General features: G+C 76.4%; 10 protein-coding genes. 1 reads left to right on the top strand and 9 read right to left on the bottom strand.

The annotated features are described in order from the left end of the window. Positions 1–44: 44 nt before the first annotated feature. Positions 45–1,088 carry a hypothetical protein gene (locus tag DLJ47_RS15555; RefSeq protein ID WP_109900720.1) on the top strand — a complete coding sequence of 348 codons (1,044 nt, stop codon included), beginning with the start codon at positions 45–47 and terminating at the stop codon, positions 1,086–1,088. 12 nt (positions 1,089–1,100) lie between these two features. Here DLJ47_RS15555 and DLJ47_RS15550 read toward each other — a convergent pair whose 3' ends face one another. The 9 genes from DLJ47_RS15550 to DLJ47_RS15515 are packed head-to-tail and all read right to left on the bottom strand — an operon-like array spanning position 1,101 to position 20,693. Further along, positions 1,101–2,501 (bottom strand): aldehyde dehydrogenase family protein, encoded by a 1,401-nt coding sequence (locus DLJ47_RS15550; protein ID WP_233257846.1) that lies wholly within the window; start codon positions 2,499–2,501, stop codon positions 1,101–1,103. A gap of 14 nt (positions 2,502–2,515) precedes the next feature. Next, positions 2,516–3,364 (bottom strand): NAD-dependent epimerase/dehydratase family protein, encoded by an 849-nt coding sequence (locus DLJ47_RS15545; protein WP_109900718.1) that lies wholly within the window; start codon positions 3,362–3,364, stop codon positions 2,516–2,518. Then, a complete protein-coding gene (locus DLJ47_RS15540; protein ID WP_109900717.1) occupies positions 3,361–4,560 on the bottom strand; it encodes a glycosyltransferase in 1,200 nt (399 codons plus the stop codon). The genes DLJ47_RS15545 and DLJ47_RS15540 overlap by 4 nt, the downstream gene beginning before the upstream one ends. Then, complete coding sequence (locus DLJ47_RS15535) at positions 4,557–5,918, bottom strand: serine hydroxymethyltransferase (RefSeq protein ID WP_158289823.1); 1,362 nt, start codon at positions 5,916–5,918, stop codon at positions 4,557–4,559. Before DLJ47_RS15535 ends, DLJ47_RS15540 begins: the two co-directional genes overlap by 4 nt. Continuing rightward, positions 5,915–6,685: a thioesterase II family protein gene (locus DLJ47_RS35750; RefSeq protein ID WP_158289822.1), complete on the bottom strand. Its 771-nt coding sequence runs from the start codon at positions 6,683–6,685 to the stop codon at positions 5,915–5,917. Before DLJ47_RS35750 ends, DLJ47_RS15535 begins: the two co-directional genes overlap by 4 nt. After that, on the bottom strand, positions 6,682–7,794 hold the full coding sequence (locus DLJ47_RS15530) for a Gfo/Idh/MocA family oxidoreductase (RefSeq protein WP_109900715.1): 1,113 nt from the start codon (positions 7,792–7,794) through the stop codon (positions 6,682–6,684). The genes DLJ47_RS35750 and DLJ47_RS15530 overlap by 4 nt, the downstream gene beginning before the upstream one ends. Continuing rightward, positions 7,791–8,936 (bottom strand): saccharopine dehydrogenase NADP-binding domain-containing protein, encoded by a 1,146-nt coding sequence (locus tag DLJ47_RS15525; RefSeq protein WP_109900714.1) that lies wholly within the window; start codon positions 8,934–8,936, stop codon positions 7,791–7,793. Before DLJ47_RS15525 ends, DLJ47_RS15530 begins: the two co-directional genes overlap by 4 nt. Before the next feature lie 58 nt (positions 8,937–8,994). After that, complete coding sequence (locus DLJ47_RS15520; protein ID WP_109900713.1) at positions 8,995–14,211, bottom strand: non-ribosomal peptide synthetase; 5,217 nt, start codon at positions 14,209–14,211, stop codon at positions 8,995–8,997. Beyond that, positions 14,208–20,693, bottom strand: a complete 6,486-nt coding sequence (locus DLJ47_RS15515; RefSeq protein ID WP_199235866.1) for a non-ribosomal peptide synthetase — start codon at positions 20,691–20,693, stop codon at positions 14,208–14,210. Before DLJ47_RS15515 ends, DLJ47_RS15520 begins: the two co-directional genes overlap by 4 nt. Positions 20,694–20,744 lie beyond the last annotated feature (51 nt).

Below are 20,744 nucleotides of genomic sequence, written 5' to 3'. Positions count from 1 at the left end.
CGGGTCGGGCCGGCCCCACCGACCGACCAGAAGGGACATCGGGGATGACGGACTCCCGGCCCGACGAGTCGCAGCTGATCTCGGAAGCCGCGGCGTACGCGGCGGGACTGGACGCCTCGGCGGTCCGCCGGGAACTGTCCGCCCCGCAGGGGCCGCACCGGTGGCCCCGGCACCGGCTCAACGAGGTGGACCTGGAGTGGCGGCGCTGGCGGCTGCGCCGTTGGCTCGCCACCGACGACGACCCGCCCGGCTCGATCAAGCTCTTCGAGCGGCTCGCGGTGGCCGCCGGAATGCCGCCGGCGGCCACCGCCCCGCTCGCCGCCGAGGTCGGCGGGGCGCTGACCACGCTCAGCTACGACGAGATGTTCCCGCAGGGGCCGCTGATCGCCAAGGCGATGCAGGCCCGGGTGGTGCGGCAGGTCGCCGCCCGGGAGACCGACGAGCAGTACGCGGCCATGATGCTCGCCTCCACCCGCCGCCGGGAGGACTACCTGCGCAAGCTGCCCGACGACACCTGGTGGATGATCGGCGACCTGATCTCGGAGGCCACCCGGCGGGCCTGCGTGGCCGAGATCGCCACGTTGCCGGCCAGCGCCGGCGCCGCGTACGACGGCGGGCTCAGCCCGGGCTGGGACAAGGAGCATGACGCCCTGGTCAGCCGCTCCTGCAACGCCTACCTGGGCGCCGGGCCGACGCTGGTGGCGATCCACGAGGATCCGGCGCTGGTGGCGCAGATCTCGGCCCGGATGGGCCGGCGGATGTACCCGACCCGGTGCACCTACCTGGAGTACCGGCCGGGCGACTTCCTCGGCGTGCACACCGACCAGCCGACCTGCGAGGTGTCGCTGCTGTTCACGGTGGACGGCGAACCGGGCCCGATGCGCTCCTACTTCGACCGGACCGCCACCGGTCCGGCCGCGCTGCACCGCTGGGTGCACGACAACGGCCAGTTCCCCGACGGCGGCCGGGACTTCGTCTACCGGCCCCGCGAGGGCTTCGCGCTCACCGGCCGGGCCGTGCCGCACGCCCGGCTGCCGCAGCAGGAGAGCGCCTTCATCGGCGCGCTCTTCTACAGCGGCCTGGTCTGAACGGCCCCCGCGCTACCGCGGCCCGGTCGGTGGGCGCCGGCGCACCTGGGCAGCGGTGTACTCGGCCAGCCCCAACCGGCCACCCTCCAGCCCGATCCCGCTGCACTTCATGCCGCCGACGGGCTGGTCGGGCCCGAGCAGGGCGTGCCCGTTGACCCAGACCGTGCCGCACTCGAGCCGGTCGGCCACCGCCCACGCCCGCTCCGGGTCGGCCGACCAGACCGACCCGCCGAGCCCGTACGAGCTGGCGTTGGCGCGGCGCACCGCGTCCTCGACGTCCCGGTACGGCACCACCGGCAGCACCGGGCCGAACTGCTCCTGGTCGACCACCGGGTCGCCGTCGTCCACGCCGGTCAGCACGGTCGGGGCGTAGTACAGGCCCGGCCCGTCCGGCGCGGCGCCGCCGGCCGCCACCCGGGCGCCCCGGGACCGGGCCGCGGCCACCAGGTCGGCGATCCGGCTGAACTGCCGCCGGTGCGCCAGCGGCCCCAACTGGGTGCCCTTGGTGGTCGGGTCACCGACCCGGGCCGTCCGGGCCCGGTCGGCCAGCGCGTCCACCAGCCGGGCGTGCAGCCGCCGCGGCGCGTACAGCCGTTTGATGAGGACGCACGCCTGCCCGTTGTTGGCGAACGAGTCCCAGAACAGCCGCTCGGCCAGCTCGTCCGGGTCGGCGTCGTCGAGCACCACTGCCGGGTCGTTGCCGCCCAGTTCCAGCACGTACCGCTTCAGGTCGCCGCCGGCCCGGGCGGCGACCCGGCGGCCGGCCGGCACCGAGCCGGTGAACGTGACATGCGCGGGCACCGGGTGGGCCACCATCGCCGCGCCGAGCGCGTCGTCCCCGCTGAGCACGTTCACCAGGCCCGCCGGCAGCACGCCGGCGAGCACCCGGCCCAGCTCCAGAGTGGCCAGCGGCGCGTACGGGGACGGCTTCAGCACCACCGCGTTGCCGGCCCGCAGCGCCGGGGCCAGCTTCGCCGCGGCCACCGCCACCGGGAAGTTCCACGGCGTGACGGCGGCGACCACCCCCAGCGGGCGCCGGACCAGCTCGGCGTAGCCGCGCCGGTCGTCCTGGAGCACCTCCGGAGGCAGTTCCAGGTCGGCGTGGTGGCGCAGGGTGGCCGCGGCGGCGTACGCCTCGCCGACCGCCAGCGGCAGCGGCTTGCCCATCTCGGCGGTGACCAGCGCACCGATCCGCCCGGCGGCGGCGCCGACCGCCTTGGCGGCGGCCCGCAGCCGCTCGCGCAGCGCTGTCTCGTCGGCGCTCCACCGGCGCCACGCCCCGGCCGCGGCCCGCATCGCTGCGTCCATGTGCTCCGGAGTGCAGACCGGCGCCAGCCCGCAGACCGCGCCGGTGGCCGGGTTCACCACCTCGACCTGCCGGTCGCCGGGCACCGCGGCGCCGTCGATCGTCATCGGCACCGGCTCCATCACGCCGCTCCGGCCTGCGCGGCGACGTGGATCGACGGGTACGCCGGCGTGAAGCCCAGCCCGGCCCGCGCGGCGCTGGTGTCCACCTCGCCGCCGAACTGGTCGGTGTCCAGCACCGGCGCGTCGGCCGACTCGCCGTGCGGCAGCCTCACCTGCTCGGCCAGCGCGGCCAGCTCGGCGGCGCTCACCGGGGCGTCGTCGGCGATGTTGAACACCCCGGTGGCGCCGGCCGCCAGCGCGTGCAGCACGCTCTGCCGCACGTCGGCGTGGTGCACCAGGTGCAACCGCTGTTCCCCAGGGGCCCGCCGGGCCCAGGCGAACGCGTCCACCAGGTGCGGGTCGCCCTCGCCGTAGGTGTAGGCGACCCGCAGCACGCACACCCCCAGCGGGGTGTCGAAGTAGCCGGCCACCGCCCGTTCCGCGCCCAGCTTCGCGGCGGGGAACGGCGCGCCCGCCGGGTCGCGCAGCGGATCGTCCTCGCGGGTGGCCCGGCCCGGCGTCGGGCGGTAGATGAGGTAGCTGCTCAGCTGCACGAACCGGCGGGCGCCGGCGGCCAGCGCGGCGGCGGCGAGCCGGTCGGTGGCCAGGTGGTTGAGCCGGTCGGCCTCCCGCGCGTCGATGCCGGTGAACGCGCTGGCGATGTGCACCACGGCGTCCATCCCCTCGACCGCGCGCCGGCAGGTTTCCGGGTCGGTGAGGTCGCCGACCACCAGGTCCCGGTTGCCGCCGGCGGGGCCGCCCGCCGGGTTCCAGACGGCCAGCCGCAGGCGCAGCCCGCGGGCCCGCAGCAGCGGGATGAACCGGGCGCCGACCCGGCCGGTCGCCCCGGTGAGCAGCACGGCGGTCATCGGACGGCCGCCAGGTCGTCGGCGCCGTCGAACACCGGCCGCCCGGTGGCGGCCAGCCGTTCCAGCAGGGTGACGCCGTGCCCGGTCGGCGGCATGGCGAGCATCTCCCGGCGCAGCCGTCCGGCGTTGGCCCGGTACAGCGGCTCGTCGAGCACGGCGCGGACCGCGGCGCGGACCCGCGCCGGGTCGAGGGCGCGGTGGTCCAGCCGCACCGCGGCGCCGGCCGCGGCGAGCCGGTGCGCGTGGTACGGCTGGTCCACCGCCACCGGGATCGCCACCATCGGCAGGCCGTGCCGCAGCGCCCCGACGGTGGTCAGGTAGCCGGCGTGCTGCACCACCGCGGCGCACCGGGACAGCACCGCCTCCTGCGGGATGTAGCGCGCCGCGTGGATGTTCGGGCCGAGCGCGGCGAGCGGGGCCGGGTCCACCCCGGACCCGACGGTCATCACCACCGACACGTCCTGGTCGCGCAGCGCCTCGGCGACGGTGGCGAAGAGCGGCCCCACCTGGTTGAACGCGGTGCCCATGGTGACGTAGACGACCGGCCGGTCGGGCAGCGCGGCGAGCCAGGCCGGCACCTCGTCGCCGACCTGGTAGAGCGGCGGCTGGATCAGGTGCGCCACGTCCGGCTCGGCCGGGCCGTCGAACCAGCTCAGCGGGTTCGCGGTCAGTGGCTGCCAGCTCGGCAGGTACGCGTCGAGGTAGAGGTACGGGTAGAGCCGTTCCAGTCCCGGGTCGGCGGGCAGGCCGAGCCGGCGCCGCGCCGCGTTCCAGGGTTCGGCCATCACCTCGGCGAGCACCGGCCGGGGCAGTCGCGGCAGCTGCCCGAGGGCCGCGTACGGCACCCCGGCCGCGTCGGCGGCGAGCGGCGCGGCCCACTCCAGCGACTCGTGCAGCACCACGTCCGGGCGCAGCTCACGGAGCAGGTCGACCAGGCCGGCCACCATCGAGCCGGTGGCCAGGCTCATCAGCCGCAGCCGCCGCCGCGGGTCGTCGAAGGCGCCGGCCCGGGGGCCGTCGGCGAGCCAGGCCGGCCCCACCTCCCGGACGGCGAACCCGGCGCGGGTCACCCAGTGCCCCATCCCCCGGCCGGTCGCCACCACCACCTCGTGCCCGGCGTCCACCGCGGCCCGGGCGAGCGGGGCGACCGCGTGGAAGTGGCCGACCGCCGGCTGACACGTGACGACGAGTTTCATGCCACCGCACCTCCCTGGCGCCAGTCCTCGCGGTATCCGCGAGCGGTGATGCCGGCCACGCAGCCGGCCAGATCGCGTCCTCGGGAGCCGCGCACCACGGCGTCCGGCCGCCCGCCGCCGGCCACCTCGGCGACCACCGCGGCGGTGGCCCGGGCCAGCTCCGCCACCTCGGCGTCGCCGACCCGCCGGAAGCCCAGGTCGTTGGTGCCGATCCGGATGCCGCTGGTCTCCGCCGCCGGTCGGGGGTCGCGCGGGACGAGGTTCATGTTGACCAGCACGCCGAGGCGGCGCAGCACGTCGGCGACCTGCCGGCCGGTGACCGCCGCCGCGCGCAGGTCGGCCAGGACGAGATGGCTGTCGGTGCCGCCGGAGACCACCGGCACCCCGTGGTCGGCCAGGGCCGCCGCGAACGTCCGTGCGTAGCGCACCACCCGGCGCATCGCCGCGGCGAACTCCGGGCGGGCGGCGAAGCCCAGCGCGACCGCCTTGGCGGCGATGCCGCCGAAGTCCGGGGTGCCCTGGAAGCCGGGGAAGACCGCCCGGTCCAGCGCCCGGGCGCTGAGCCGGGACGACGCCCCGCGCAGCAGCAGGCCGCCGCGCGGCCCGCAGAGCTGCTTGTACGTCGAGGTGGTGATCACGTCGCAGTGCGGCACCGGGGACGGGTGGGCGCCGGCGGCGACCAGCCCGCTGACGTGGCTGACGTCGGCCAGCAGCAGCGCGTCCACCTCGTCGGCGGCGGCCCGGAACGCGGCGAAGTCCAGCTGCCGGGGGTACGCCGAGCCGCCGCAGATCAGCAGCCGCGGCCGGACCTGCTTGACCAGCACGGCCAACGCTGCGTGGTCGATCAGGCCCCGCTCGTCGACCTCGTAGTAGCTGGCGGTGACCCGCTTGGCGATGCTGGCGCCCCGGGAGACGTGGGTCAGGTGCCCGCCGTGGTCGAGTTCCAGGGCCAGCACGGTGTCGCCCGGGTCGAGCAGGCCGTAGAGCACGGCGAGGTTGGCCGCCGAGCCGGAGAGCGGCTGCACGTTGGCGTGCGGGGCGCCGAACAGCCGCTCGGCGCGGCCCCGGGCCAGCTGCTCGACCTGGTCGACCACCTCGGTGCCCGGGTGGTAGCGGCCGCCGGCGTAGCCCTCGGCGGTCACCGAACTGAACAGCAACGCGTGCGCCACCAGGGCGGCCGGCAGGGTGGGGCTGGCCGCGGCGACCAGGTTCAGCGTGCCGCGCTGGCGGCGCAGCTCGGCGTGCGCGAGGCGGACCAGCGGGGCGTCCCGCCGGTCGAGCGAGACCAGCGCGTCGGCGCACCAGGCCTGGACGGCGGCCAGGTCGGCCAGGTCGGCCGGGGCGTCCAGGCCGGTCACGGCGTGGCCCAGGCGTCGGTGCGGACGCGCAGCCGGCGGACGATCTCGCCGACCAGGGCTCGGCGGTGCGGCTGGAGGTAGAAGTGGTCGCCGGTGAAGACCCGCACGTCGCAGCCGGCGGTGGTGACCGTCCCCCAGCCGGGCAGCACGGCGAGGTCCACGTCCGGGTCCGCGTCGCCGCTGACCGCGAGGACGGGACAGGTCAGCGGCGGACCGGCGGGCGGCCGGTAGGTCTCGCTGAGCCGGTAGTCGGCGCGCAGCACCGGCAGCACCAGGGCGCGCAGCTCCGGGCTCTCCAGCACCGCCCGGCTGGTGCCGCCGGCCCGGGCGACGTCCGCCCAGAGCGCGTCGTCGTCCATCAGGTGCACCGCCCGGGACGGGTCGAACGGCGCCTGGCGTCCGGAGACCACCAGCAGCGCCGGCGGCGCGCCGGCGACCGCCAGCCGGCGGGCCACCTCGTAGCCGACCGCCGCGCCGAGGCTGTGTCCGAACAGCACCAGCGGCACGTCGGTGGCGCGCAGCACGTCGGCGTACCGGTCGGCCAGCTCGCCGAGGTCGGTGGCGGGCGGCTCGCGCAGCCGGTCCTCCCGGCCGGGATACTGCGCGGCCAGCAGCTCGACGTCGGCCGGCAGCTCGTCGGCCCACGGCCGGAAGAAGCTGGCGCTGCCACCGGCGTGCGGGAAGCAGGCCAGCCGCGCGGCCGCCACCGGCACCGGCCGGTAGCGCTGGAACCAGGGCGCCGCCGCCCGGCCCGGATAGGCGTTCACGTCAGCACCTCGTGCTCCCCCTCGATCAGGTCCCCGGCCGCGAGGAACCGCGGCTCGTCCCGGCGGACCAGCTCCACCGGGCCCAGCAGCTGGGTGATCTCCCGGGTCAGCTGGCACAACCCGAGGTGGTACTGCCCGTCGGTCATCGGGTCCGCCCCGCGGGCCACGTCGTCGGTGAGCCGCCGCACCGCGACCCGGACCGCCTCGGGCCAGAGCGTGTCGAGGGTCTGCGCCCAGCTCGGCGCGGCCGGCGGCCCGATCGGGGTGGTGCCGGCGAGGGCGAGGTGGTCGACGCCGAGCCGGTCGAAGCCGGCCGCGCCGGCCGCCTCCCGGGGCAGGTGCGGCCGGACGGTCCAGAGCACCGGACCGGTGCTGGAGACCAGGGTCAGCTGCCCGCCCTCGGTGCCGATGGTGATCCGGTGCCACAGGTGGGCGTGGTTGTCCGGCTCCCGCGGGTCCATCTGGTGCTGCACCCGCAGCGTGGTGGGCACCCCGGCGAACACCCCGTCGAGGCTGCGGAACGGCACGTCCAGCGGTGTCAGGGCGCGCACCGCCGCCGGCAGCGGGGCCGGCGGCGCGAATCCCCACGGTCGCAACCGGCCGAGCGCGGCGCCGAGCACGTCGAGCAGCGGGTAGAGCACCTGGACGCTGCCCGCCGCGTCCACGAAGAGCGGCGGCTGCCGGCGCAGCAGCGCCCGGGCCGCGGCGACGAACCGGCGCACCGGCGCCACGTGCACGTGGTGGCTGTTGAGCCGGTACCCGACCCGGTTGGCCCGCGCGGCGCGCAGGCACCCGGCCAGCTCGTCGGCGTGCAGCGGGTGCTCCTGCAGCACGTGGATCCCCCGGGACATCAGCGCCTGCGCCAGCCGGGCGCCGGGCCCGCCGGTGATCGCCGAGCCGACCACCACGCAGGCCACCGTTACGTCCCCGGGCAGCTCGTCGGGGTGCCGGTAGAGCGGCACGCCCCACCGGCGGGCGCAGGCGGCCGACCGGTCGCTGCCCCGGGCCAGGATGCCGGCCAGCTCCACCGGCGACTCGGGCGCGGCCAGCCCGGCGAGGTAGACGCGGCCGAACCCGGTGCCGCAGACCACCGCCCGGGGCCGGGTCACAGCACCCCCTCCTCGACCGTCGCGGCGTCGGCGGCCGCCCCGTCGAACAGGTCGAACGCGCGCACCACCCCGGTGGCCCGCAACGCCTCGACCAGCTCGGCGGCGGCGAGCCCCTCGGCGGCCAGGTGCGCGCCCGGCGGCACCCGGCCGGCGAGCACCTGCGCGGCGGCGAGCGCGCAGACCGTACCGGTGATCTCGGAGGTGTCCGCCGAGCGCAGCACCAGGGTGCGGGTGCGCTCGTCCCCGTCCGGCCCGATGCCGCCCAGCTCGAAGACGAGCAACTGGTACGGGCGCTTGCCGAACATGTCCAGCTCCGCCGCGGCGGCCAGGTCCCGGGCGGCGGCGCTCAGGTCGCCCTCCCCGCTCATGGCGCCCTGCAACCGGCTCAGCGTGGCCATCATCGCCGCCCCGCCGTCGAAGACCGCGTGCCAGCGCAGCTCGGTGAGCCCGAGCTGCCCGGCCAGCCGCTCCCCCTCGTAGCCCAGGTAGGGGTAGGCGGTGACCCGGCCGGGGAAGAACGGCAGCTCCACGTCGGTCAGCGCGCCCGCCGCCCGGGTGACCCGCCGGCCGTCCAGCCAGACCGCCTGCGACTCCTCGTCCCGGGTGCGCAGGCTGAGCAGGTAGTCCACCGCTCCGGCCGGGGTCAGCCGGTCCATCACCCCGACGTGGACGACCAGCCGGCGGGGCCGGTGGAACTCGGTGGCGGCGAGCCAGCGGGGCAGCAGCCCGGTCAGCCCCGGCATCAGGCCGGCGGTGACCAGCGCGGTCCGTCCCGAGGCGGCCAGCCCGAGCGGGGTGAGCCGGTCCAGCAGCGGCAGGTCGCCGCCGGCGTCGACGTAGTCGGCCCCGGCGGCCAGGGCCGCCCGGGCCACCCGGTCGACCACCAGGTACGACGCGGCGCTGGCGTTGACCACCAGCCGGCAGCCGGCGCAGAAGCGGCGCAACGCCTCGTCGTCGTAGACGTCCACCGCCATCGCCTCGGCCCGGCCGGCCAGCTCGCGGCGGACCAGATCCTCGGCGGCGGCCAGCCGGCGACCGCCGACCCGCAGCCGGTACTCGGGCCCGAGCAGCCGGTGCAGTCGGCGGGCCGCCGCGCCGCCCACCGCGCCGGACCCGCCGACGACCCCGACCAGCGCGCTCACCGGAGCCCACCCTTCGTTCGCGACTGCGGGGCGCGCAACCCCGGCGCACTCCTCGCGCTCACGGCTGCGCCCCGTCGATGACCCGCAGCTCGCCGAGGCATACCTCGCGCCAGCGCCGTTCCACCCGGGCCGCCGCTCGCGGCCAGCGGGACCGGTCGAAGTCGAACACCAGGGTGAGGTCGCCGGCGTACAGCGGTGGCCCGTGCCGGACCAGCGCGTCGAGCGCGGACCGGAACGCGGCGTGCCGGGCGGTCAGCTCGGTCGGGTCGACGTCGAGCACCGCGGCGATCCGGGCCAGCCGCCAGTCGGCCGGTTCCGCGGCCAGCGCGCCGAAGACGCTCTCGTCGCCGGCCTCCACGGCGCGGGCGAGGTCCGCCTCGCCGGGCAGGCCGAGGTCGGCCGGGTCCACCCCGAGGTCGCGGGTGAACAGGTACTCGCCGACCAGCTCGCCGGGCGCGCCGTCGGGCAGCGGCAACCCGGCGACCACGGTCAGCCCGCTGACGGTCACGCCCGCCTCGCCGAGCTGCCGGGCCAGCTCCGCGGCCAGTACGCCGCCGAGGTCCCGCCCGGTCAGCTCCACCGGCCGGCCGCGCAGCTCGGCGCGGAGCGCCGGGAGGTAGCCGGCGGCCCGCCGCTCCGGGTCCTCGGCCGTGGCGTCGCCGGGCAGCTCCAGCCGGACCGGCCCCTCGGGCGGCACCGGGAACGGCAGGGCGGGCGCCGCAGCGGGCCCAGTCGCCGGCTCGGCGGTGTCCCCGGGGGTGTCCCCGCCGGTGAGTCCGGCGGCGAGCGTACGCACCGTCGCGCCCTCCAGCAGGTCGCGCAGCAGGGTGTCGAAGAGCGCGCCGGAGGCGGCCGGCACGTCGTCCCGGATCCGGCCGACCAGCTGCGCCGCGAGCAGCGAGTCGCCGCCCAGGCTGAACAGGTCGTCGTCCCGGCCCACCCGTTCGACGTTGAGCACGTCGGCCCAGATCGCCGCGATGGCGGTCTCCAGCTCGCCGCTGGGCTCGGCGGAGCCGGCGCCGCGGGCGGCCGCAGCCCGGGGCAGCAGGGCGCGCAGGGCGGCCCGGTCCACCTTGTCGTTGGCGGTCAGCGGGATCGCGTCGAGCACCTCCAGCCGGCTGGGCAGCATGTACTCCGGCAGCCGTTCGGCGAGGTGCCGGCGCAGCGCCGCCGGGTCGACGTCGACCCGGTCGGGCTTGAACCGGGCGGCGAAGACGTGCATGCCGATCGCGTCCAGGGCGACGTCGGTCGCGGAGAGCTGCACCGCCGGCGCGGCGCCGGCCGCGGCGAGCAGCTCCCGCCACTGCGGGGCGGAGATGAAGGTCTCGTCCCGCCCGGCCCGCACGTCGGCGAAGTCCCCGGCAGTGGCGTCGAAGAGGAACTCCATCGAGGTGAGGATCTGGTAGTTGTCCCGGGTGGTCTCGATGAACACCAGCCAGCCGCCGGGACGTAGCAGCTCCCGGAACCGGGCCAGCGCCTGGCCGGCGTCGCGGGCGTAGTGCAGCACGTTGGCGCAGAGGATCACGTCCACGCTGTTGGCCGTCATGCCCTGCGTGCGGAAGTCCACGTTGAGGTCGAAGAGGTGGTAGTCCACCCACGGGTAGTCGGCGAACCGCTCCCGGGCGCTGTTCAGGAAGAACTGGGAGACGTCGGTGAAGGCGTACCGCACCGGGTAGCCATCGAGGGCGGGGATCAGGTCGATGCTGGTGCCCCCGACGCCGGCGCCGACCTCCAGCACCCGCATCGGGCGGTCGTCCGGCCAGGCGGCGGCCAGATCGCACATCGCCCGGACGACCAGCCGGTTGAGGCTGTGGCTGAGGAAGTTGCCCTGGTACGCCGACTCCTGGATGTCCAGCCGGCCCTGCGGGAAGAGCAGCTGCACCGGGTCGACCTCGTCGCGCATCAGCTCCGGCAGGTGGGCGCTGGCGGTGCGGAAGTAGCCGACCAGTTCGGTGCGCAGGCCGCCGGCGTCCTGCATCCGGTCGATCTCCTGCCAGGCGGCGCGCACGGTGTCCGCGTCGACGGTGAGGCTCTCCGGGGCCGGGCGCAGCCGGCCGGCCGGGTCGCGCCGGATCAGCCCGTGCCGCTCCAGCGCGGCCAGCCAGCGCCGGATCAGCCGCTGGTGCTTGGCGCCCACCCGGGCGGTGCGCATCACCTCGTCCACCGTGTGTCCCACCTCGGCCGAGGTGAACAGCCCCTGGTCGCGCAGCGCGCGGATCATCGCCAGCAGCGCGGTGTGGTCGAGCTGCCGGGCGAACCGGACGGCCTGCTCGCCGTCCTGCTCGGCGCGGATCGCGGCCAGCTCCCGCACGGCGGAGGCGGCCAGGTCGAGCGGGTCGTCCGGGCCGTCGGCGCGGCGGGCCGGCTCCACGAAGGCGACCAGCCGCCGCTCCAGCGGGGCGTCGCCCTCCACCACCACCGCCGCGGCGCCGACCGGCGGGTACGACTGCGCGGCGGCCTCGATCTCGGCCAGCTCGATCCGGTGCCCCCGGATCTTCACCTGGAGGTCCTCCCGGCCGAGGAACTCGATGTCCCCGCTGGGCAGGTACCGGCCCAGGTCGCCGGTGCGGTAGAGCCGCTCGCCGGTGACCGGGTGCCGGACGAACCGCCGCGCGGTCAGCTCCGGGTCGCCGAGGTAGCCGTCCGCGACGCCGACCCCGCCGATGTACAGCTCGCCGACCGCCCAGTCCGGGCAGGGCCGCATCGCCTCGTCCAGCACGTGCATGCTCTGGTTGGTCAGCGGCCGCCCGTACGGGATGCTCGGCCACTCCGCCGGCACCTCGTCGATCGGGTATCCGATGGACCAGATCGACCCCTCGGTGGCGCCGCCCAGGCTGTGCAGTACCAGGCCGGGGATCAGGGCGCGGATCTGGTCGGGCAGCCGCACCGGGATCCAGTCGCCGGAGAGCATCGCCAGGCGCAGCGAGTCCAGCCCGGTGGTGTCGGCCACGGCCAGGTAGTCGGCGAGCATCTGCAGCTGCGCCGGGACCGAGTTCCACAGGGTCACCCGGTGGTCGCGGATCAGCTCCGCCCAGTGCGACGGGTCGCCGCGCCGGTCGGCCGCGGGCAGCACCAGTGCCGCACCCACCGCCAGCGGGCCGAAGATGTCGTAGACGGACAGGTCGAAGGAGAGCCCGGCCAGGCCGAGCACCCGGTCGTCCGGCCCGACCGCGAACCGCCGGTTGATGTCCTCGACGGTGTTCACCGCGCCCCGGTGCGGGATCACCACGCCCTTGGGCCGGCCCGTGGAGCCGGAGGTGTAGATGACGTAGGCGGTGTCCCGGTCGGTGACGCCGACCGGCGCCACCGGTTGGTCGGCCGGCGGAAGCCCGTCCACCACGATCCGGCGTACCCCGGCGGGCAGGCCCTCGGCGTCGGCGGTGGTCACCGCGTACCGGGCGCCGGCGGCGTCCACCAGGGACTCCTTGCGGGCGACCGGGGCCCGGGTGTCCACCGGCAGGTAGGCGCCGCCGGCGAGCAGCACGCCGAGCACCGCCACCACCTGGTCGGGCCCCGGCGGCAGCAGCACCGCGACCAGGTCGCCGGGCGCGGCGCCCGCGGCGCGCAGCGCGTCGGCGACCGCCGCCGCCCGGGTCAGCAGCTCGCCGTAGCTCAGCGTGCGGTCCGCGCCGATCACCGCCGGCCGGTCCGGGGTACGCCGGCACTGCGCGACCACCCCGTCGTGCAGCAGCGCGCCGGTGAGCGGGGCGGTGGTGTCGTTCACCTCGGCCCGCCGGGCCAGCTGGTCGGCCGGCAGCTCCACCGGGTCCGCGTCGTCCCACCGCTGTCCCGCCGCCAGCTGGCGCACCAGCGCCTGGAACGCGCCGAACATCGCCTCGACCATGCCGTCGGGGAAGATGCCCTGGCGGACGTCCCAGTTGACCACCAGCCCGTCCGAGCGCTCCAGCGCCTGGCAGTCGATCCAGACCTGCGGGGTCTGGCTGATGCCGTAGCCGAAGCCGACCCGCTGCGGGCCGGACTCCCCGGCGGTGCCCAGCCCGAGCGCGCTGGTGAAGACCACCGGCATCAGCGCGGCGTCCTGGCCCCGGCGGCGGGCCAGCTCGCGCAGCACCTCGACGCCGCTGACCAGCAGGTGGTCCATGTCCGCCCAGAGCTGCTGCTGCACCGCGCCGGCCCGCTCGCCGAAGCTGGCGCCGGCGTCGCCGTCGACCTCGAGCAGCACCGCCGAGGTGAAGTCGCCGACCAGCCGGTCGACCTGGGGGTGCAGCGGCAGGCGGCGGAGCATTGTCAGGTTGAGCAGGAACCGGCGCCCCTTGCTCCACCGCCCGATCACCTCGGCGTACGCGGCGAGCACCGCCACCGACGGGGTGACGCCCCGGTCGGCGGCGAGCCGCTTCAACCCCTCGTACGCCTCCGTGGGCAGGTGCAGCTGCCAGCGGCGGAACCGCACCCCGCCCGGCTCGGCGGGGCGGTCGCCGAGCACCACCAGCTCCGGCGCCGGCGGCAGCGTGTCGATCCGGTGCCACCAGTACTCGCGGTCCTTGGCGTACCGGCGGGTGCCGCGCAGCTGCCGCTCGCCGAGCAGGTAGTCGCGGAAGGAGAGCTCCAGCGGGGGCAGCCGGTGCCCGGGGTCGTGGTAGCAGCGGGTGAACTCCTCCAGCAGCAGCTGGATGCTGACGTAGTCGGCGACCAGGAAGTCGATCGACAGGTGCAGCACCGCGCGGTCGTCGGCGCGGGTGACCCGGACCTCGAACAGCGGCCAACCGTCCGGCGGGTAGACCCGGTGGTCCAGTTCGGCGCGGACCCCGTCGATCGCGGCGGCCACCGCGGCCGGGCCACGGCCGCGCAGATCGAGCACCGGCACGACCAGTGGCGGCGGGTCCGGCACGATCCGCTGCGACCCGGCCGGGTCGATCCGGGCGCGGAGCATGTCGTGCCGGCGCACCAGCATCCGCCACACTTCGGCGACCCGGTCGCCGTCGAGGTCGGGGAAGGTCAGCTCGCCGTACGCGTGGCAGCCCACCCCGCTGTAGGCGAACGCGCTGCGCCGACCCAGCACGTAGGACATCTGGATGTCGGTGAGCGGGAACGGGTCGTGCCGCGCCGCCGGGTCGGGCTCCAGCCCGGCCGTCGGCGCCCCCTTGAGGTACGCCAGCAGCTCCGGGCGGCGGGCCCGCAGCGTCTCCCGGCGCTGCTCGGTGAGCACCCCGCGGGGCGCCCGGAAGCGCAGCTGGCCGTCCTCCTCCCACAGCTCGACGCCGTGCGCCTCCAGGGTGTCGACCAGCTCCGACACGGTGACCGCTGGCTCGATCACAGCACCCCCTCCTCGAAGGTCGCCCCGGCCTGGTCGAGTCGCGCCGCGACCACCCGGGCCTGCCCGGCCACCGATGGCGCGCTCAACACCTCCCGCAGCGACATCTGCACGCCGAACCGCTGCCGGATCAGCTGGACCAACCGGGTGGCGAGCAGGCTGTCCCCGCCCGCGGCGAAGAAACTGGCGTCCCGGTCGACCACCGGGAGGTCGAGCAGGCCGCGCCAGAGCCCGGCCACCCCCTCCTCGGTCGGCCCGCGCGGCGGCTCCGCCACCGCCACGCCGGCAGCGCCGGCCAGCGCCGCGCCGACGGCGGCCCGGTCGACCTTGCCGTTCGGGCTCAACGGCAGCCGGGGCAGCACCGCCAGCTGCCGGGGCACCATGTAGTCGGGCAGCCGCGCGGCCAGGTGGGCGCGCAGGTCGTCCGGGTCCACCTGGCCGACGGTGGTCACCGCGGCGGCGAGCCGGCGGGTGCGCTCGCCGACCGCGCAGGCGATCGCGGCGGTCACCGCGGGGTGGCTCTCCAGCGCGGTCTCGATCTCGCCCAGCTCGATCCGGTGGCCGCGCACCTTCACCTGGTGGTCGACCCGGCCGAGGAACTCCAGCGTCCCGTCCGGCCAGTACCGGCCCAGGTCGCCGGTGCGGTACCAGCGTTCGCCGGCGTACTCGACGAATCGGGCGGCGGTGCGCTCCGGGTCGCCGTGGTAGCCGAGCGCCACCCCGGCGCCGCCGATCCACAGCTCGCCGGGCACCCAGTCCGGCCGGTCCCCGCCGGGCCCGTCGACGACCCGGTAGCACTGGTTGCGCAGCGGGAAGCCGTACGGGATGGAGGTCCAGCCCGGCGGCACCTCGGTCACCTCGAAGGCGTTTGACCAGATCGCCGCCTCGGTGGCGCCGCCGAGCGCGACCAGCCGGCACCGGCCGGCACCGGCCGCGGCGAGCCGCCCGGGCAGGTCCAGCCCGACCCAGTCGCCGGAGACCAGGGCCAGCCGCAGCGCCGCCGGCAGGTCGCCGCCGGCCTCGGTGAGCAGCATGTCCAGCAGGGCCGGAACGCTGTTCCACAGGGTGACCCGGTGGGTGCGGGCCAGCCGGAGCCAGGCGGCCGGGTCGCGGCGCTCCTCCTCGGCCGGCAGCACCACCGTGCCGCCGGCGGCGAGCAGCCCGAACACGTCGTACACGGACAGGTCGAAGTCGAGCGCGGAGACGGCCAGCACCCGGTCGGCGGGGCCGACGGCGTAGCGCTGGTTGACGTCCTCGACGGTGTTGACAGCGCTGGCGTGGGAGATCACCACGCCCTTCGGATCGCCGGTCGAGCCGGAGGTGTAGATGACGTAGGCCGGCTGGTCGGGTGGTACGGCCACCGGCTCGGCCGGGGCGTGCTCGCCGGCCCGGTCCAGGAAGGCCGCATCGAGCACCGCGCGGGCGCCGCTGTCGGCGACGATCCGGTCCCGGCGCAGCGCGGGGTGGTCGACCCCGACCGGCACGTACGCCGCGCCGGCGGCCAGCACGCCGAGCACCGCGACCACCTGGCCGGGCCCCTTGGGCACGGTGACCGCCACCCGGTCGCCGGGGCGCACCCCGGCGGCGCGCAGCGCGGCGGCGACCCGCCCGGCCCGGTCGGCCAGCTCGCCGTAGCCGAGCACCCCGTCGTCACCCCAGGCCAGCGCGGGCGCGTCCGGCCGGGCGGCCGCGACGGCGAGGAAGCCCTCGTGCAGCAGCCGGCCGGAGCGCGGGCCGGCGGTGTCGTTGACCCGGCGGCGCACCGCCGCCTGCGCGTCCGGCAGCGGCACCCGGGCCGGTGCGTCCCAGTCGGCCGCCCCGGCCAGCCGGACCAGCAGGTCCCGGTACGCGGCGAACATCGCGTCCAGCACGCCGGGGCAGAACGCCTCGTCGACGGCGTCCCAGTTGAGCAGCAGCCCGCCGTCGTGCTCGGTGACCTGGTGGTCGAGCAGCACCTGCGGGGTCTGGGACAGCCCGGTGCGGTACTCGCCGAACGGGGTGCGCAGGTCGAAGCGGTGTTCGGTGGCGTCCCGGACGCCGAGCGTGCTGGTGAACACCACCGGCATCAGCACCTCCGGCGCCCCGGTGCGGCGGGCCAGTTCACGCAGCACCGAGATGCCGGAGTAGGCGCTGTGCTCCATGTCGGACCAGACCTGCCGCTGCAACCGGCGGGCCGCCGCGGCGAAGCTCTCCCCCGGTTCCGGGCGGTCGGCCACCAGCAGCAGGGAGGTGAAGTCGCCGACCACCCGGTGGATGTCGGGGTGCACCTCGGGCCGGTCGAAGAGGGTGAAGTTCAGGGTGAACTCCTCCGCGGCGCTCCACGCCCGCAGTACGGCGGCGAAGGCGGTGGCGACCACGGTGGAGCCGGTGACCCCGTGCCGCGCGGCCCGGTCGCTCAGCCGCCGCCAGTCGTCCGCGTCGAGCCGGCACTCGCGGCGGCTGAACCGGTGCCCGGAGAGCTGAGCCGGGTCCCGGGCCAGCGGCAGCTGCGGCGCCGGGGGCAGCTCGTCGATCCGCTTGAGCCAGTGGTCGCGGGCCGCCGCCCGGCGGGCCGGGTCGACCGGGTCGGCGAGCAGCACGTCGCGGAAGGAGACCCCGATCGGCGGCAGGACCGCCGCCGGGTCGGCGTAGAGGCGGGACAGTTCGGAGAAGACGATCATGATGCTGAGCGCGTCCAGCACCGCGAAGTCGAGGCTCACCCCGAGCCGGGTGACGCCGTCGGCGGAGCGGACCGCCCGCAGGTCGAACAGCGGCCACGAGTCGGTGGCGAACACGTGGTGGGCCAGCTCGGCGCGCATCGCGGCGACCAGCGGCGCCGGGTCCGCCCCGGCGTCGGTCACCCGGATCCGTACCGGCGGCACCTCGGGCAGGACGCGCTGCCGGCCGTCGTCGTCGAAGACCGCCCGGAGCATCTCGTGCCGGTCCACCAGCCGGTTCCAGGCCGCCGCCAGCCGGTCGAGGTCGACGTCGCGGCCCTCGAACTCCCAGTACCAGTGGGAGCCGACCCCGCCGAGGGTGAACTCCGGCCGGCGCCCCAGCCAGTAGGCGCGCTGCACCTCGGTGGCGTCGAACGGCTCGTGCCGGTGTTCCGCGTCGGCCCGGACCGCCACCCCGTCCAGCGGCGCCGGCCCGCCGGGGGTGAGGTGCCGGGCGAACTCCGCCAGCGTCGGCGTCGCGAAGAGCTGGGTCAGGCTGGCGTCGGCGTACCCGGCCTGGCGCAGTGCGGCGATCACCCGGGTGGCGAGCAGGCTGTTGCCGCCGAGGGTGAAGAAGCTGTCGGAGCGGCCGACGGCCGGGTTCTCCAGCAGCTGCGCCCAGATCGCGGCCACCCGGGTCTCGGTCTCGCCGCGCGGCGGCTCCGTCTGCTGCGGGGTGGGCCGGTCGGCGAGCAGGCCGGCGATCGCCGACCGGTCCACCTTCCCGTTGGCGTTCAGCGGCAACGCGGTCAGCAGGTCGACCTGCCGGGGCACCATGTGCTCGGGCAGCCGCCGGCGCAGGTGCGCCACCAGGTCGTCCACCGCGAGGTCGGCGTCCGCCGGCACCACCGCCAGGGCGAGCCGGCGCGGCTCGGTGACCACCAGCGCCACCGTCCGGGCCACCCCCGGATACGACCGTGCCGCCGCCTCCACCTCGCCCAGGTCGATCCGCTGGCCGAGCAGCTTCACCTGGAAGTCGGTCCGGCCGAGCAGCTCCAGCGTGCCGTCCGGGTGGTAGCGGCACAGATCCCCGGTGCGGTACCAGCGCCCGCCGTCGTGCTCGACGAACCGCTCGGCGGTGCGGGCCGGGTCGCCCCGGTAGCCGCGGCCGACCCCGACGCCGCCGAGCCACAGCTCGCCCGGCACCCAGTCCGGGCAGTCCCGGCCGCGGGCGTCGACCACCCGCACCCGCTGGTTGCGCAGCGGCGCGCCGTACGGCACCGAGCGCCAGTGCGCGGGCACCTCGGTCACCTCGTGCCAGGTGGAGTGGATGCCGACCTCCGTCGCCCCGCCGAGCGCCACCAGTCGGCAGCCCGGGGCGTGGGTGACGAGCCGGTCGCGCAGGTCCAGGCCGACCCAGTCGCCGCCCAGCAGGGCGAGCCGCAGGCTGCGCAGCTGGCCGGGCCGCGCGGTGGTGAGCAGCATGTCGAGCAGGGCGGGCACCCCGGTCCAGACGGTGACCCCGTGCCGGTCGACCAGGTCGGCCCAGCGCTGGGCGTCCCGGCGGGCCTCCTCCGGCGGCAGCACCAGGGCGCCGCCGGCCGACAGGTAGGCGAAGAGTTCGTACACCGACCAGTCGTGCTCCAGCGAGGTGACCGCGAAGCCCCGGTCGTCGGCGCCGACCCACCAGCGGTCGCCGATGTCCTCGATGGTGTTGGCCGCCGCCCGGTGGCTCATCTCCACGCCCTTGGGGGTGCCGGTGGAGCCGGAGGTGTAGATGACGTACGCCAGCTCCTCCGGGTCGACCTCGACGGCGGGCGACAGCGGCTCGGCGGTGACCGCCTCCTCGACGGTCAGCGCCGCCGTCCCGGCCGGCCAGGCCAGCGCGGCCCGGGTGGCCGCGTCAGTGAGCACCAGTCGGATCCCGGCGTCGGCGTGGATGGCGGCCCGCCGGTCGGCCGGCTGGCCGGCGCCGACCGGGACGAACGCACCGCCGGCGCGGAGCACGCCGAGCACCGCGGCGACCTGGTCCGGGCCGCGGGGCAGGGTCACCGCCACCGGTTCGCCGGGGCGGCAGTCCCGCCCCGCCAGCAGGCCGGCGATCCGGTCGGCCCGCTCGGCGAGCGCCCGGTAGCTGACCGTGGTGCCGTCGCCGGCGACCAGCGCGACCTGGTCGGGCTGGTCGGCGGCGTGCCGGTAGAACGACTCGTGCAGCCGACGTTCTCGTTCCGGGCCGGCGGTGCGGTTCACCGCCGCCCGGCGCGCCGCCTGGTCGGCGGGCAGCAGGCTGGGCGTCGGCGCGGACCAGTCCCGCTCGGTGGCCAGCCAGTCGAGCAGCCGCAGGTACGCGTCGAACATCGCGTCCAGCACGCCGTCGCAGAACAGCTCGTCGACCGCGTCCCAGTTGAGCAGCAGCCCCCCGGCGTGCTCGGTGACCTGGTGGTCGAGCACCACCTGGGGAGCCTGCGAGATGTTCCAGCCGAGCGTGCCGAAGTGCTCGGTCACCGTCCGGTTGAACAGCTCACCGAGGCCGAGCGCGCTGGTGAAGACCACCGGTGCGAGGGTCTGCGCGGCGCCGTCGCGCCGGGCCAGCTCGCGCAGCACCTCCAGCCCGGAGTACGCCGAGTGCGCGGCGTCCGCGGTGAACCGGGCCTGGGTCCGCCGGACCAGGTCCAGGAAGGACCCGCCCGGCGCGGTGTGCACACCGAGGATCAGCAGGTTGCTGAAGTCGCCGACCAGCAGCCCCACGTCGGGGTGGATCGGCTCCCGGTCGAACAGCGGCACGTTGAGCAGGAAGTCCGGCTCCTCACTCCAGCCGGCGAGCACCTCGCTGAACGCGGCAGCGAACGTCATCGACAGGGTCACGCCCTGGTCCCGGGCCCGCTCGGCGAGCCGCGCCCAGCGGTCCGCGGAGAGCCAGTGGTGCCGGCGGGTGACCCGGTGCCGGGTGAGCTGCTCCGGCGCGACGGCCAGCGGCAGCCGGGGCGCCCGGGGCAGCTCCGGCAGCCGGTCGGCCCAGTACCGTTCGGCGTCCGCCCGGCCGGGCACCGGCCGGGCCCGGCGGTCGGCCAGGTAGCGCGGGTAGCTGTAGCCGATGGCGGGCAGTTCCGCCGCCGGGTCGGCATAGAGGGCGGCCAGGTCGTTGATGATGATCCGGAAGCTGAGCGCGTCCGCGACCAGCATGTCGATGTTCAAGTGCAGCCGGGTACGCCCGGCCGGCAGCAGCGAGACGCCGACGTCGAAGACCTCGCCGCCGGCCACGTCGAAGCGCCGGTGCGACAGCGCGTCCCGGAGCCGGGCCAGTTCCGCCTCGACCCGGGCCGGCGGCAGTTCCCGCAGGTCGTGGACGGTGAGGCCGGGCCAGCTCGGTTCGGGTTGGATCTGCTGGCGCCCGTCGCCGAGCACCCGGGCCCGCAGCATGCCGTGCCGGCGCAGCAGCGCCCGGGCGGCGGTCTCCAGCCGCCGCGGGTCGACCGCCGCGCCGTCGAGTTCGGCGTAGAAGTGGGTGGCCACCCCGCCGAGGGTCAGGTTCTCCGCCCGCCCCACCCAGTACGCGTGCTGCATGGTGGCCAGCGGGAAGGGCGCGCTCTCGTCCACCTCGACGTGGGCCGGGGCGGCCTTGGCGGCCGGCTCGGCCGGGGCGCTCTGCCGCTGTGCGATCAGGTCCTGCCACTGCGCGAAGGTGGGGCGGGCGAACAGGTCGGCGAACTTCACGTCCACTCCGGCGGCGCGCCACCGGGCGGCCAGCCGCATCACCTTCATCGAGTCCAGGCCGACCGCGATCAGGTCGCCACCGGCCTCGTCCAGTGCGGTCTCCCCGCCCACCAGTTCGGCGATGTCGGCGCGCATCCGGTCGGCGGTCAGCGGCGTCCCGGTCGCGGGCAGGGTGCTGTGACTGTC

Origin of the sequence: Micromonospora sp. S4605, assembly GCF_003176715.1 — a bacterium.
GTDB lineage: Bacteria > Actinomycetota > Actinomycetes > Mycobacteriales > Micromonosporaceae > Micromonospora > Micromonospora echinaurantiaca.
Note: the sequence above shows the minus strand (reverse complement) of the source record. Positions and strands in the feature narration are given on the sequence as shown.

Coding starts and splice junctions, on each gene's coding strand:
- DLJ47_RS15555 (WP_109900720.1), top strand. CDS start 45: ATGACGGACTCCCGGCCCGACGAGTCGCAGCTGATCTCGGAAGCCGCG.
- DLJ47_RS15550 (WP_233257846.1), bottom strand. CDS start 2,501: ATGACGATCGACGGCGCCGCGGTGCCCGGCGACCGGCAGGTCGAGGTG.
- DLJ47_RS15545 (WP_109900718.1), bottom strand. CDS start 3,364: ATGACCGCCGTGCTGCTCACCGGGGCGACCGGCCGGGTCGGCGCCCGG.
- DLJ47_RS15540 (WP_109900717.1), bottom strand. CDS start 4,560: ATGAAACTCGTCGTCACGTGTCAGCCGGCGGTCGGCCACTTCCACGCG.
- DLJ47_RS15515 (WP_199235866.1), bottom strand. CDS start 20,693: ATGCGCGCCGACATCGCCGAACTGGTGGGCGGGGAGACCGCACTGGAC.